This window comes from Sphingomonas glacialis, assembly GCF_006439055.1.
In the GTDB taxonomy this organism is placed as follows: Bacteria; Pseudomonadota; Alphaproteobacteria; order Sphingomonadales; family Sphingomonadaceae; genus Sphingomonas; species Sphingomonas glacialis_A.
In genome coordinates this window covers 239,103-253,210 of the sequence record NZ_RCZC01000004.1, presented here as the reverse complement: position 1 = coordinate 253,210, position 14,108 = coordinate 239,103, and the positions used below count along the sequence as shown (strand labels likewise).

The 14,108-nt window shown below is 67.2% G+C and carries 10 protein-coding genes; 7 read left to right on the top strand and 3 right to left on the bottom strand.

All coding sequences use genetic code 11. The features are described from left to right. The first annotated feature begins 3 nt into the window (after positions 1 to 3). From EAH76_RS15675 to EAH76_RS15665, 3 genes are read left to right on the top strand one after another with little or no spacing between them, the layout of a single operon-like run. Positions 4 to 1,155, top strand: a complete 1,152-nt coding sequence (locus EAH76_RS15675; RefSeq protein WP_140851212.1) for an SGNH/GDSL hydrolase family protein — start codon at positions 4 to 6, stop codon at positions 1,153 to 1,155. Positions 1,156 to 1,214: 59 nt separating this feature from the next. Continuing rightward, entirely contained in the window at positions 1,215 to 2,432 is a 1,218-nt protein-coding gene (locus EAH76_RS15670; RefSeq protein ID WP_140851211.1) for an SGNH/GDSL hydrolase family protein, read from the top strand. Beyond that, complete coding sequence (locus tag EAH76_RS15665) at positions 2,429 to 3,916, top strand: GDSL-type esterase/lipase family protein (RefSeq protein ID WP_206667887.1); 1,488 nt, start codon at positions 2,429 to 2,431, stop codon at positions 3,914 to 3,916. Before EAH76_RS15670 ends, EAH76_RS15665 begins: the two co-directional genes overlap by 4 nt. A gap of 7 nt (positions 3,917 to 3,923) precedes the next feature. On the opposite strand, the gene EAH76_RS15660 is transcribed toward EAH76_RS15665, so the two are convergent. Continuing rightward, entirely contained in the window at positions 3,924 to 4,754 is an 831-nt protein-coding gene (locus EAH76_RS15660) for an IclR family transcriptional regulator (RefSeq protein ID WP_140851209.1), read from the bottom strand. 174 nt (positions 4,755 to 4,928) lie between these two features. Between EAH76_RS15660 and EAH76_RS15655 the strand changes: the two genes are divergently transcribed. Together EAH76_RS15655 and EAH76_RS15650 are read left to right on the top strand one after the other, a co-directional pair. Next, positions 4,929 to 6,101 carry a CaiB/BaiF CoA transferase family protein gene (locus EAH76_RS15655; protein ID WP_140851208.1) on the top strand — a complete coding sequence of 391 codons (1,173 nt, stop codon included), beginning with the start codon at positions 4,929 to 4,931 and terminating at the stop codon, positions 6,099 to 6,101. Between the two features lie 34 nt (positions 6,102 to 6,135). Further along, positions 6,136 to 7,197, top strand: a complete 1,062-nt coding sequence (locus tag EAH76_RS15650; protein WP_140851207.1) for a family 43 glycosylhydrolase — start codon at positions 6,136 to 6,138, stop codon at positions 7,195 to 7,197. 3 nt (positions 7,198 to 7,200) lie between these two features. Here the strand turns inward: EAH76_RS15650 and EAH76_RS15645 are convergent, their stop codons facing one another. Both EAH76_RS15645 and EAH76_RS15640 read right to left on the bottom strand, forming a co-directional pair. Continuing rightward, the gene (locus tag EAH76_RS15645; protein ID WP_140851206.1) at positions 7,201 to 11,229 is read right to left on the bottom strand and encodes a glycosyl hydrolase; all 4,029 of its coding nucleotides are present in this window, start codon (positions 11,227 to 11,229) and stop codon (positions 7,201 to 7,203) included. A gap of 26 nt (positions 11,230 to 11,255) precedes the next feature. Beyond that, the gene (locus tag EAH76_RS15640) at positions 11,256 to 12,365 is read right to left on the bottom strand and encodes an extracellular solute-binding protein (RefSeq protein WP_140851205.1); all 1,110 of its coding nucleotides are present in this window, start codon (positions 12,363 to 12,365) and stop codon (positions 11,256 to 11,258) included. A gap of 116 nt (positions 12,366 to 12,481) precedes the next feature. On the opposite strand from EAH76_RS15640, the gene EAH76_RS15635 reads away from it, so the two are divergent. After that, positions 12,482 to 13,660, top strand: coding sequence for a CaiB/BaiF CoA transferase family protein (locus EAH76_RS15635; protein WP_241659724.1), 1,179 nt, complete (start codon positions 12,482 to 12,484; stop codon positions 13,658 to 13,660). After that, on the top strand, positions 13,657 to 14,106 hold the full coding sequence (locus EAH76_RS15630) for a MaoC family dehydratase (RefSeq protein ID WP_140851204.1): 450 nt from the start codon (positions 13,657 to 13,659) through the stop codon (positions 14,104 to 14,106). The genes EAH76_RS15635 and EAH76_RS15630 overlap by 4 nt, the downstream gene beginning before the upstream one ends. The last annotated feature ends 2 nt before the right edge of the window (positions 14,107 to 14,108 follow it).

Below are 14,108 nucleotides of genomic sequence, written 5' to 3'. Positions count from 1 at the left end.
GAGATGACCCTTGTGCCGTGGCGTGGCGCGATCCTGCTGGCAGCGCTGATCGCGGCGCCGGTTCGTGCCGATTGGGTTGCGGGCTGGACCGCAGCCCCCTTCCCCGCCACGCCGGTCCTCACCGACCATGACGTGCGCGACTATGACGACGCCAGCGTGCGACAGGAGATCGTGGTCAACGCGGGCGGCACACGCCTGCGCGTGCGCATGACCAACGCGCTCGGCACGGCGCCGCTGCACTTCGTCGCGGCGTCGATCGAGATCGACGGGCGCACCGTTACGCTGTCGTTCGGCGGCGGCGCGAGTGCGACGATCGCCGCCGGCGCCGCGCTGACCAGCGATCCGCTGACAGTTCCGGTAAAGGCGTTCCAGCGGTCAGCGATCGACGTGCGGTATGGCGCAGGTGCCGTGCCGGCGGCGCATCTGCTGACCGTCACCGCGCGCTATCCCGACGGGCACACGCGTACCGCACGCGGACCAGCGCTCGCGGCGGCGGTCGAGGTCGATAGCGGCACGCGCGGTCGCGTGATCGTGACCTTCGGGGATTCGATCACCGAGGGCGCCCGCGCAACGCCGCAGAGCTTCACCGGCTGGCCCGAACTCTTCGCCGCGCGCCTCACGACGTTGCCGGGCAACCGCGACTGGAGCGTCGTCAACGCCGGTATCCACGGCAACCGGCTGCTGCGCGACGGCGCGGGTCCGAATGCGCTGGCGCGGTTCGATCGCGACGTTCTGGCGGTCGCCGGGGCGACCGACGTCATCGTGCTCGAAGGCATTAACGACATCGGCTGGGGCAATGCCAAACCGACGAGCAACGGCCCGGTGACCGCGGAGGACGTGATCGCCGCGTATCGCCAGTTGATCGACCGCGGCCATGCCGCCGGGCTGCGCGTGACCGGGGCGACGCTGCTGCCTTTTCGGGGGTCGATCTATTTCACTCCGGCGGGCGAGCAGGTGCGGCAGGCCGTCAACCGCTGGATCCGGACATCGCACGCTTTCGACGCGGTAATCGATTTCGAGCGTGCGATGGCCGATGCGCGCGATCCGTCGCAGCTCGCGCCGGGCAAGGATTCGGGCGACCATCTCCACCCCAGTGATGCCGGTTACGCGGCGATGGCAGCGTCGATCGATCCGCGGCTGTTTCGAACGCGCTGACGTTGCAAGAGACCGAACCGATACCGTATCCCCACGCAAGCCAACGAAGAGAGAGCCGCATGACCCGATCCAAAGCCGTGCTTGCCACCGTCGGCGCGATCGGCCTGAGCGTGACCTCGGCGGCGGCGCTCTCGCGCACCGCACCGTTTTGGGTAGGCGCCTATGGCAATGTGCCGATCGGCTATGAGCCCGCGATCCGCGACGCGTTGGGCGCTCCGCTGCACGACCAGACGGTGCGGCAGGTGGTACGGGTTGGTCGTACGAGCGATGCCCTGCGCGTGCGCTTCACCAACGAACTCGGCACCACGCCGCTGCGAATCGGCGCGGCGAGCTTCGTCCGGCTCGATGCCGCGGGGAGCGCGATCGCCGGAACGATGCGCCCGCTGACCTTCGATGGCAAGGCAAGCGCCGTCATCGCGGCGGGCGCGCCGCTGCTGGCGGATTCGCTTTCCGTCGCGGTGGCGCCGGGCGTGGATTACGCCGTCTCGGTTTATTATCCCGACGTCAGCACGCCGCCGGCGCACGCGCAGATGGCCGACGTCGCGGCGGGCGACCAGACGGCGCGGACGATGCTTGCCGGCAGCATACGCAAGCGCGTGCCCGCACTCGTATCGCGCATCGATGTGGCCGCCCCCTCGGCAGTGCGCACGCTGGTCGCGTTCGGCGATTCGATTACCGAGGGCGCCGCTTCCACCCCCGGCGCCTATATGAGTTGGCCCGATCAGATCACCCGGCTGCTTCCGGCAAAGTGCTGGTCGGTGGTCAATGCCGGAGTCAGCGGCAACCGCCTACTGCATGACGGCCGCGGGCCCAACGCTCTGGCCCGCTTCGACCGCGACGTGCTGGCGGTGCCCGGCGTGCGTACCGTGGTGATCCTCGAAGGAATCAATGATATCGGTGCGAGCGCGCAGCCCGAACATGCCGATCAGGCCGTAACCGCCGAGGCGCTGATCGGCGCCTATCGCGAAATTATCACGCGCGCGCATGCGCATGGCATCCGCGTGCTCGGCGGGACGGTGCTGCCATATGAAGGCGCCGCCTATTTCACCCCCGCGGGCGAAACCAAGCGTCTGGCGATCAATGCCTGGATCCGCACCTCGCATGCGTTCGACGGCGTGATCGATTTCGACGCCGCGATGCGCGACCCGGCGCATCCGTCGCACATGACACCCGCTGCCGGGAGTACGGACAGCCTGCACCCGCACGATGCCGGCTATACGATCATGGCGCGCGCCGCAGCGGCGGTCGTCGCGCGTGAAACGTGCCGCGGCGCGTGAGGATCGCGGTACTTGCGGCGTTCGTCGCCGGTCTGCTCGCGGTCTCCCCCGCGCTGGCGCAACCGGGGGTCGCCGCCGCGTGCGGTCCGACCGCCCCTGCCGAACGCCTGAGCGAGCCGTGGTGGACCGCTCGCCACGCCGACGTCCTCGCCCAGGCCACGCGCCGTCCCGATCCCGAGGTCGTGCTGCTCGGCGATTCGATCACGCACAATTACGAAAAGGCCAAGCTGCCCGACGAGAATTTCCAACCCACCTGGCAGCGTTTCTACGCCCCGCGCCATGCGCTGAATCTCGGCTTCGGCGGCGATACGACGCAGCATGTGCTGTGGCGACTGCGCCATGGCGAACTGGACGGGGTCACGCCCAAGGTCGTCGTGCTGCTGATCGGCACCAACGACACCGCGCAGCATCATAGCGCTGCGGAGACCGCTTGCGGCATCGCGGCGATCGTCGGCGAACTCGGTCAGCGTCTGCCGGGTGCCAAGGTGCTGCTGCTCGGCGTGCTGCCGAGCGCGATTTCGCCCGCGAAAAGCGCGACCGATGCCGCAGTCAACGCGGCGCTGGCGATGCGCTACGCCGAGAATGCACAGGTCCGCTACCTCGACGTGGGCGCGACGTTCCTTGCGCGCGACGGTACGCTCGACACGTCGATCTTCTACGATCCGCGGCTGCCAGGCCGCAACGCCAAGGCGTTGCACCCCGACACAGTTGGTCAGGAACGCATGGCAGAAGCGATCGAACCGACGCTCGCCGCGCTGTTGCAGTCGGCGCGGCCGGTTCCGCTGGCGGAACTGCGCAACGCCAACACCGCGGTCATTCCGGTGCCCAAGCTCGAACAGGATTCGTACGATTGGCACGCGCGCCACCACGCCGAGCTTGCGCTCAACGGAACGACGCGTCCGAAGATCGTGCTCATCGGCGACTCGATTACCCATTTCTGGGCGGGGCCGCCGGTCGCCGCTCGGCGCAACGGTCCGCGGGCGTGGCAGCGACTGTTCGGCGCTTCGCCAGTGCTCAATCTTGGCTTCGGATGGGACCGCACCCAGAACGTGCTGTGGCGCTTGCGGCAGGGCGAATTGCGCGGGCTCGCGCCGCATGAGGTGATCCTCAATATCGGCACCAATAATCTCACCGGCACCGAGCACGCGCGCGCCAGCACGCCCGCCGAAGTGGTCGAGGGAATCGCCGCGATCGTCGCCGAAGTGCGACGCGAAACGCCGGGAAGCCGCATCACACTGATGGCGATCTTCCCACGCGGCGCACTGCCGACCGATGCGTTGCGCGCACCGATCGCGGAGACCAATCGCCTGCTTGCGGAACGCTTCGCACATGACCCGTCGCTACGCTATCTCGACATCGGCGCGCGCTTTCTCAAGCCCGACGGCACGCTCCGCGACGGCGTGATGCTCGACGGCACGCATCCAAGCGAAGCGGGCTACACGATCTGGGCCGATGCGCTGGCGCGGGCTGGTCTGCGCCGCTGACGGCGCGCTACGCCGCGGCCGACACGTCCGCCGCCTCGCCCGACAGGCCAAGCGTCAGCCCCGTTGCATGCGAGATCGCATCGGCCGCGCGATGCAGCGGTTCCAACAGCCGCTCGTGCCGCGCGTCGCCATCGGCTTCGATCAGGGTCGCGATGGTCAGGGCCGCCGTCAGCGGAGCCTCGAGGCTGCCGATCAGCACCCCCATGTCGGCGCTACCGAGGAATCGCTCGCTGATCGATTCGGCATGCCCGTCGCGACGGATCGCGGCGATCCGCTCGCGCTTCTTGCGCTGTTCGGCCGGCGTCAGCGCCGCCCATTCATCCGACCGCCCCAACAGGCCCTCGAGTGCCGGCTGCGCCAACGAAGCGAGCAACAGGCGGCCCGAATTCGTGCGGATCGGCGAATGCGTCGAGCCAACTTCGACCGACAGGCGGAATGGATTGGGACTTTCTTCCTGCGCGAGCACCAAAACCGCATCGCTTTGCAGCACGGTGAGGTGGCAGCTCTCGCGCACTTCGTCGGCGAGCGCGCGCATGAACGGCCGCGCGGTCGCGACCAGCCGCTCGTACGGCGAGTGTATGCGCGCCAGTTGGAACAGCTTGAGCGTCAGCGAATACCCGCCGCTGGTCGGGTCGCGGCAGACGAACCCCCGCCCCTCCAGACACGCCAGCATGCGGAACAGCTCGTTGGGCTGGCGATCGAGCGCGCGCGCCAGTTGCGACTGGGTGAGCGCGACGGCCTGATCGGCGAGATACTCGATGATGTCGAGCCCCTTTTCGAGCGCGGGCACCAGATATTTGCGGCGCCGCTCGTCGGTCGACAGGCCCTTTTCAGACATCGTGTTCCCTAGGTTCTTGCAATGATCGGCGTTTGTATCTCAGCACGCTGCAATTCCACAACGGTTAGCGTCGTTGGCACCTATGTCGGCTTTACCATTGATTATTTATATAGGTATTGTATGTTTATATGCGAATATTGCGGTGCGGGAGTGAAGTGATGAACTGGTCGGGCAATGCGCGCTGACGCGATCGTGCGCCAGACGGCGAGCGCCGCGCCGCTCGACGGGCTGGTGGTGCTCGACATGGCACAATTCCTGGCCGGCCCCGCCGCCGCGCTCCAGCTCGGCGATCTCGGCGCGCGCGTCATCAAGATCGAGCGGCCCGGCGCGGGCGATCTCTGCCGCCACATGTATCTGACCGACACTGATATCGACGGGCAGTCGACGCTCTTCCACGCGATCAACCGCAACAAGGAGAGCCTCGCACTCGACCTCAAGGATCAGCGCCATGTCGCCGCGGTCCGCCGGCTGATCGAACAAGCCGACGTGGTGATCCAGAATTTTCGGCCGGGCGTGATCGAACGGCTCGGACTCGGCTATGACGTGATCAAGCAGATCAACCCTGGCATCGTCTTCGCAAGCATTTCCGGTTACGGCGACGGCGGGCCCTGGGCGAAGCTGCCAGGCCAGGATCTGCTCGCACAGGCGCGGTCGGGCGTGATGTGGCTCACCGGCAACGACATGAGCGGGCCGATGCCGATCGGCCTGTCGATCGCCGACATGCTCGCCGGGCACGTGCTGGCAAAGGGCATTCTCGCGTTGCTCGTCCGGCGGGGCCGGACCGGTCTCGGCGGGCGGGTCGAGACCAGTCTGTTGGAAGTGCTGGTCGATTTCCAGTTCGAACTGCTGACGACCTATCTGAACGATGGCGGACGCTTGCCACAGCGGGCCGCGGCGAATGGGGCGAACGCGTATCTCGCCGCACCGTACGGCGTCTATGCCACGCAGGACGGTCATCTCGCGCTCGCGATGACGCCGCTCGCCAAGATCGAGCCTTTGCTCGACTTGCCCGGACTCGCTGCGAGCGACGGTTTCACCGATCGCGCGGCGGTACTCAAGCGCATCGCGCTCCGGCTCGCCGAGCGCACCACCGACGCTTGGCTCGCGCTGCTCGAATCGGCTGGCATCTGGTGCGCCCCGGTGCTCGACTGGCCCGCCTTGCTCGAGGCCGAGAGCTTCCGCGCGCTCGACATGTTGCAGCGGATCGGTACGCGCTCGGGGACGCTCGAGACGACTGCGAGCCCGCTCAGAATCGACGGCGTGCGCCCGACCAGCCCGCGCGGCGCACCCGGCATCGGCCAGCATACGCAAGCCCTCGCTCAGGAATTCGGGCTCGACCTGGGCTGAAGACCCGGGCGCCCAACGATCAGGAGAGACGCCGATGCTCGACCTCACACGCCGTACGCTGCTTGCCGGGAGTGCCGCGCTGGCGGGCACCGCGATTGCTCCGCCGTTTCTCGCGAAGGGCAAGGCCGATCCCGCGGCCTGGCTTCGCACGCCCTACAAGTACGACAAGCTGGTGCTCGGCGGGTCGAAGGTGCCCGGCGGTTTCGACGAGAAAGCCGTGGATTGTCCGTTCGTCTATTATCACGAGGGACGCTTCCACCTGACCTATGTCGGCTTCGACGGGACCGGCTATCAGACCGGGGTCGCGGTCTCGGACGATCTCGTCACCTGGGAGCGTCAGGGCCTGATGCTGGCACGCGACCCGGCCGACCCGGTCACACGCTACAATGTCGCGTCCGCCTCGATCCTGCGCGAAAACGAACTCTATTCGCGCGGCCGGCCGATCAAGGTCGGCGGCCGCTATGTGTGCGCGTGGCATGCCTATCCCAGCGCGGGGTATGAGGAAGGGCCGGCGGTGATCGGCCTGGCGTTCAGCACCGACCTCAAGACCTGGCACCGCGAGGCGCCGATCCTGCGCGCCGAGGACGGCGCCGAATGGGAACGCGGCGGGCTGTACAAGCCGTATCTCGTGCGGGACGGCGACACCTTCTACTTGTTCTACAACGCCAAGACCGCCGAGAAGAACTGGCACGAGCAGACCGGCGTCGCGATCTCGAAGGATCTCAAAACGTGGCGGCGACATCCGGGCAATCCGCTGGTGCGCAACGGCGGGCCGAAGGCCCCCGACGCCCGCTTTGCCAGCGATCCGTTCGTGGTGACGCATCAGGGCCAGTGGGCGATGTTCTATTTCGGCCTGTCCGCCAATGACCGCAAGGCGCGCGAGCTAGTAGCGGTCGGGCCCGACCCGCTGCACTTTACCAAGCTCGACGACGTGCTGGTCGATGTCGGGCCGGAAGGATCAATCGACGACGATTACGCGCACAAGCCGGCGCTGGTGTACCACAAGGGCGACCTGTACCATTTTTACTGCGCGGTCGGCGGCCATTACCCGAACGATATCCGCGGTATTTCGGTCGCGCGGTCTAGGCCGTGGTGAAGGTTACGGCATGCTGATCTCGTCGGCGAACACCAGCCGCACCGGACCAAGCAGCCCTGAGTCGAGCAGGGGCTCGTCCTTCTGGAAGAAGTTCCACGTCGAGAAGCCCACCCGCCCGTCATCGGGCTTGGCTTTGCCGGCGTGATACCAGTCGGGTAGCGTGATGAGCTTTTGTGCCATCACGTCGGTCTTCTTGCCGTCGGCCGCGAAGCGCTCGCCGATCGGCCATTCGGTGTCGACGCGAGGATAGGGATCGGGCCGCTGTGCGTCGCCGATCAGGCGGTTGGGCCACAGGCTGGTGACGGCGATCGAGACCGCGTTTACGCCAGGCTTCACCGCGTCGGTGATGTCGACGCGGAACGGCGCCTTCCACATAGTGCCGAGATCATGTCCGTTGACGACGACATGCGCGAGCACTTCGACGCGGCCGAGGTCGAGATAGGTCCGGCGTCCGGCCTTAAGCGTTGAGGCGGGCACCGAGATCTGTCGCGTATAGGTCGCGGTTCCGGCGAAATAGCGAATGGCGGGATCGGCATTGCGGCTGAGCGAGGCCAGGCGCGGCAGGACCGTCCGTGCGGGCGCGCCACGGCCCGGCTCGAACGCCACGTTCCACGCGCCCCCAATCGTCACCGGCGCCGGTACGGTCGCGGTGAACGCTTGGCCGGTATCGAGCGCGTAGCGCCCGTTTTCGAACGCCAGTGCGTGCAATCCGGTGGAGGTACGCTCGATCTCGACCGGCGACACGGCGATTACGGGCGCTGGCGGCCCCTTGGCGGCGATCGCCGCAATCTCGCCCGTCGACAGCGCTCGCGGCACGGTCTCCAGCGGGCTGTCGTCACCCTCGAAGAAATAGGTGACGCCGCTCGGCGACGGGGCATCGCTGCCACCGGCGAACACCGTCCGCCCGCTCTTGAGCCCGGTGCGGACGAGCTTGCCACCGATATAAAGGCTCGGCATGCCATGGTCGTACACTAGGGCAAAATGCGTCCAACCGGCGATCGGCTGGTGGGACACGAGCACAGCGGGCGCGACGTCGGGCGAGACGCGCTCGATCGCATAGGCACCGTTGCGCCCGACCGCGAGCCCGGCAACCGCGGTCCCCGCCCCGTGCATATCCGCGCCCGAGCGCGCCGGCACGACATAGAACTTGCCGGTCTCGTTGATGCGACCTTCGGTCTTTTCGGACGGCATCAGCCGCAGGTCGATATCGGGCTTGGCCCAGAGCGACAGCGTGAAGGTGTCGGCGGGCGCCGCCGCCGGAGCTGTGGCGGGCGCGCCGAGATCGGCCACACGCGTGCCGTTGCGCGTAATCCAGGTCGCGCCGGGCGCGGCCGGCTTGCGCAACATCACGAACGTCGATCCGGCGGGATCGAGCGTGAACGAGACGCGCGTCCGGCCGCCGCTGCCGTCGAACAGTGCCGGGGTGACGACCGAACCGTCTTCGGGATTCCACAGTTCGGGCGTCTTGCCGGCGACTCGGAAGCTGCACGTCACCGTTTCGGCGCGACGCTGGCGGTTGGCGACGAAATACATGTCGCCGTCGCCAAGCGAACGATGCTGCCACACGACTTGCCCATCGGGCGAACGCGTGCGGCAATCGGCATCGAGGCCGGCGCCGAGCTCGCTTAGCACGCCAGCGATCGTGCCGGTCGGATAAGCCTTGCCCTTGCCGAGCGTGCGTGGGGCGGAGCCATCGCCCCATACCGCGTCCAGATCGGCGCGGAACGCCGCTTCGCCTTGCGCGCCGCCGGCGAGCGACAGCGATTGGCGCGGACGTTCGCCCAGCACGACCATGCCGCGCGCCACGAGATCGTGCAGCCGGTCGGCAAGCTCGCGCGTCATGCCCGACAGATGGTCGGGCAGGACGAGCAGACGATAGCTGGCGCCACTGGGAAGCACGATCCGGCCGTCCTTGATCTCGACCGATTTGAGCAAGACCTCGGCATTGACGAAATCGTACTGATAACCGGCGGGCATGGCGGGGGTGAAATGCGTGCCGATCCGGGGATTGCTGTCGGGCGAGATGTCGGGCCGGATATACTCAGCCTGGTTGGGGCTGTCCTCGCCGACGAAGTACAGCACATCGGCAGCGTGGTGGCCGAGCCCGAGCAGATACTGGCTGCGCGCGAGCGTATCGAGCCACGGCCGCGCCGACTTGAACCAGGTGTTGCTGGCGTCGAGGTTGATGCCCCACGGGCCCATCGTCATGCCGGGCGCCGCCTTGGGGTTGGGCTGCATCGCGTAGCGGTGGAAATACAGGCGGTTTACGCCTTGTGCGAACATCAGATTGCCGAGCGCCGTCATGGCGTAGGGGTAATCGGACCAGCGGCTCGTCTGCGCCTCGCCGGTAAACGCCTCGGCTGCGACCAAGTCCTTGCCATAAACGTGCGCGGCCGAGCTCACCATCTTGACCGAGCGATTGTCGGTCCACGGCGTGCGCGTCCAGAATTCGGTCATCGGATACTGCACGCGGCCTGATACCTGCAGCTCGTCGAACGGCCCGGGGCCATAGCCTTCGACCGTGAATTCGAGCCCGGCGGCACGAACGCGCTGCTCCATCCGGCCGTAATAATTGTCGGCCATCAGGTCGGCGAGCGCGCGGCGGAAATCGAACAGGAAGCGGTCCGACGTGTCGCGGCTGCCGACGACGCGCCCGGCCAGTGCAGGGGCGAACTTCGTCAGCGCATAGCCGTTGCGCTTGGCAAAGGCGGCCGGCACGCCTTCGCTCCAATTCTGCAGCCCGGCCTCATAGCTGTCGATTTCGATGCGCTTGAACGCTTTCCGCGCTTCCGGATCGGCGGCGGCGAGGACGCGTGCGATGCTGCTGTCGAACTGGTGGTCGACCGCGGCGGCGTCGAACTTGTCGACCTCAAGCCCGCGCCCCGAGTCCGAGGCTGCGACATTGAGCTTGGCGGTCGGGGTGTGGCCGAGGCGCAGCACCGTCCAGCGGCCCTTTGGCGCGTGCCAGGTGAGGGTACCGTCCGCGGAGACCTTGCTTGTCAGATCGATGATGCGCTTGGGATCGATCGCATCCCCGTCCACGACTTGCCCTGCGGTGGGCGCGGCGCGGAAATTATGCTCGGCCTTGGCATCCCAATCGGCGATGCGCGGCGTGGCGTAGAAGAATGCCTCGGCTAGCTTCGTTTTGGTCGTCGGCGTCACGCGGAAATAGCGGGCGCGAACGCCTGCGAAATTGGCCGAGCCCGGCGCCTCGATCCCGCGTTCGGCGCCGACCGTGACGCGCGTGATTGGGCGCCAGTGCGCGCCGTCGTCCGACGCCTCGATCGTCGCGCTGAACGAAGGCTGCTCCTTGTCGGCGTAGAGCGTCACCGCCTGCGCGGCGAAGCCGGCCTTGGTTTCGATCACCAGCGGCGCATCGGGCGCGATCCCCACGGTCGAATGAAGGTCGCGATCGACCAGCGTGGCGGTAGCAACCGCCCGACCGCCGACCGTCATCCCGACGACCGCATCGCGCCATACGCTCTCGTCACCGACCGAGGCAGGAAACGCAACGATCACCGCGTCACGATAGAAGCCGAGCTTGGTGTAGGGCTGCGGCAGATGCGTCACCACCGATCGCCCGCCGTCGAGCGTTGTCTCGGTCCACACGATCTGCTGCATCGCCTGCGCCGGGCTGATCCACGGCCCGCCGCTCGACGACCAGCCAGGTGCGTTCTGCATCGCCACCGTCAGGCCGAGTTCGCCGCCGCGCTTCATCATGTGTGTCATCAGGTCGAGCCACTGTGGGCTGAGATAGTCGACCGGTCCCTTGGGAATGTCGCTGCTGCCGTCGAAGGCGAGCACCCCGCCCAGCCCGGCCGCGCGCATCGCGGCGAGATCGGCATCGATCCCCTCGCGCGTGACGTTGCCATTCATCCAGAAATAGAGCGTCTTTGGGCGCGCCTCGGCGGGCGGGGTTTGGAAATCGGCGGGGTTGGGCAGCATCGGCGTCGCATCGTCGGCCCAGGCTGCGGAAGCACACAGGCCAGCAAGGGCTACGCCGGTCGAAAGGGCAAGGAGGCGACGAGTCATCAGGTATCTCCCGGAGGACAGGATGGTCAGCGGCTCGCGCTGTAAAGACGATTGAGCGCCGCGATCGCTTCGGTGGCGGGCTCGCGGTGGCGGAGCGCGGCGTTGAGCCGTTCTGATGCGGCATGCTGGAACGTCATGTACCCGCTATGCCGCGGCCGCAGCCACGCCAGGTCGAGCGTCCTGCGTGTCGCGCGGTAGAAATCGTGCGTCATGGCGTTTGCGCTGTCGGCCGCCCAGGCGGTGGCGTGCGCCGGCTGGCCACCGTGCGCTGCGACCACGTCGCGCTGGGGGGCGCCACTGGCAATCCAGCCCGCGAAGCGCGCCGCGGCGACCGGATCGCTGCCATAGGCCGATACCGCGATCCCCGTCCCGCCCAGCGCCGATCCGCGCGGCCCGAACCCGAGCGTCGGAATGTCGGCGAAGCGCACGGTCTGCGACCGGAAGCCGGTCACTGCATAGCTGACATAGCCGTAGATCAGCGGCGCCACGGCGAGCGTCGCGCCGGGCCGCGCCATCTCCTCGAGCATCGCGATCGGGTCCATATCGTAAGCGATGGGATCGAGCTGCGCGGCGAGCGTGTCGAGCGCCACGTAGGCGCGTGCCGCGTCGTCGGGGAACAGACGATCGCTCGCTCCGTCGAGCGTGATGCCGAGCAGGCCGCACAGCGTGAACAGGCTCATCAGGCTGTGCGGCGGCCGCAGCGGCAGCGCGACGCGGCCGGCCCCGGCGAGCGCAGCCAGCGCGTTCCAGTCGGCGACCGGCGCGGCGATGCGGTCGGGCGCCCACGCCTGGACCTGCGCTGCTGCGTCGATCGGCAGCGCCCATTGATGCCCCGCCCAACGATAGCTTTCGTACGAACCGCCGACCGAACCGTCGGCGATTTCTGCGAGCGTCGGCGCGTCGATCACCTGGTCGAGCGCGACGAGGCACCCGGTCTCCGCGACCTGCCCGACATGCGGATGATCGATAACGATCAGATCATAGCTTCGCGCGAGTTCCTCGACCGGATAGGTCTCGAAGTCCTGTAACGAGCGACGGTCCCAGACGATCTGCTGGCCAGTCTGCGTTTCCCAGAGCGCCGCGGCGGCGACAAGCGGATCGAATCCTCGTGGATGATCCCAGGTCATGCCGCGCATGTCTTATTCCTCTGCAAACATTCGGTTCATATATAAAATCCGATTGACTCGCCATAGCCGCAACAATAGCGTGTGGGAATATCCCTCGCAGACAATAACAAGATAAGGGTAGCCGCTTGGAGACGGAGCAACGGGCCGATGCAGCGAGCCCCGACGGGTTGCCGCTGGCAGGCCTGACCATCCTCGATTTCAGCCAGTTTCTTGCCGGCCCTTCCTGTGCCTTGCGCCTGGCCGATCTCGGCGCCCGCGTGATCAAGATCGAGCGGCGCGACGGCGGCGATGCCAGTCGCGCGTTGTTCCTCGCGGGTGTCGGGTTCGACGGCGCGAGCGCGCTGTTCCACACGATCAACCGCGGCAAGGAAAGCTACGCGGCCGATCTCAAACATCCCGACGATTTCGCCGCGGTGCTTCGACTCGTCGCGCGTGCGGACGTGCTGATCCATAATTTCCGGCCCGGCATCATGGAGCGGCTCGGGCTCGGTTGGGATGCGGTCCGCGCGCTCAATCCGCGACTGATCTATGCTGGTGTCAGTGGCTATGGCCCCGAGGGGCCGTGGCGCGACCGGCCCGGGCAGGATTTGCTCGTGCAGGCGCTGTCGGGCATCGCATGGCTGTCGGGCGATGCCGGGGACCCGCCGGTGCCCGCCGGCCTGTCGATCACCGACATGATGGCGGGCGCGCAACTGTGCCAGGGAATCCTCGCGCTGCTGGTGCGGCGCGGCGTAACTTCGCGCGGAGGGCGGGTGGATGTCAGCCTGATGGAAGCTGCGATCGACCTGCAGTTCGAACACCTCTCGGTCCATCTTAACCGCGCAGAGCCGATGCCCGAGCGCAGCATCGTCGCCAACGGCAACGTCTATCTTGCCGCGCCATATGGGCTTTATGCCACCGCCGACGGGCATATCGCGTTGGCGATGGCACCGGTCGATCGGCTCGGCGAGTTGCTCGGCCTGCCCGAACTCGCCGATTTCGCGCCCGATACCTGGTATGTCGAGCGCGACGCGATCAAGGCCTTGCTTCGCGATCACCTCGCCGCGCGCGACACGCAGCATTGGCTGGCGATCCTCGAACCCGCCGGCATCTGGTGCGCGCCTGTGCTCGACTGGCCTGCGCTGATGTCCGAACCCGCCTTCGCGGCACTCGGCGCGACCCAGTCGATCGCCGCTTCGGATGGGGCTACCATGCTGACCACGCGCTGCCCGATCCGGATCGACGGCGCGATCCTCACATCCCCGCGCGCGGCCCCCCGGCTCGGCGCGAACGGCCCCACCATCGACCAGGAACTCGCCGCATGATCGTCCCGCAGCATTTCGAGGACTATGAAATCGGATCGGAACGAACGAGCTTCGGTCGGACGATTACCGAGACCGATTTCGTCGTCCATGCCGGCCATACCGGCGATTTCTTTCCGCATCACATGGATGCCGAATGGTGCAAGACGCAGGAGATCGGCCAGCGCATCGCGCACGGCACGATGGTGTTCGCGATCGGCATCGGGCTCACCGCGACGACGATCAATCCGCACGCCATGTCCTATGGCTATGACCGGCTGCGCTTCATCCGACCGGTGCATATCGGCGATACGCTTACCACGATCACTCGCATCGCCGCCAAGCGCGATCACGCCAAGCGTATTGCGCAAGGCGTCGTGACTGAAGCGGTCGACATCCGCAACCAGCGCGGCGAGACCGTGCTGGCGTGCGAGCATCTCTACCTCGTCGACCGGCGCCCGGTCGCCTGAAC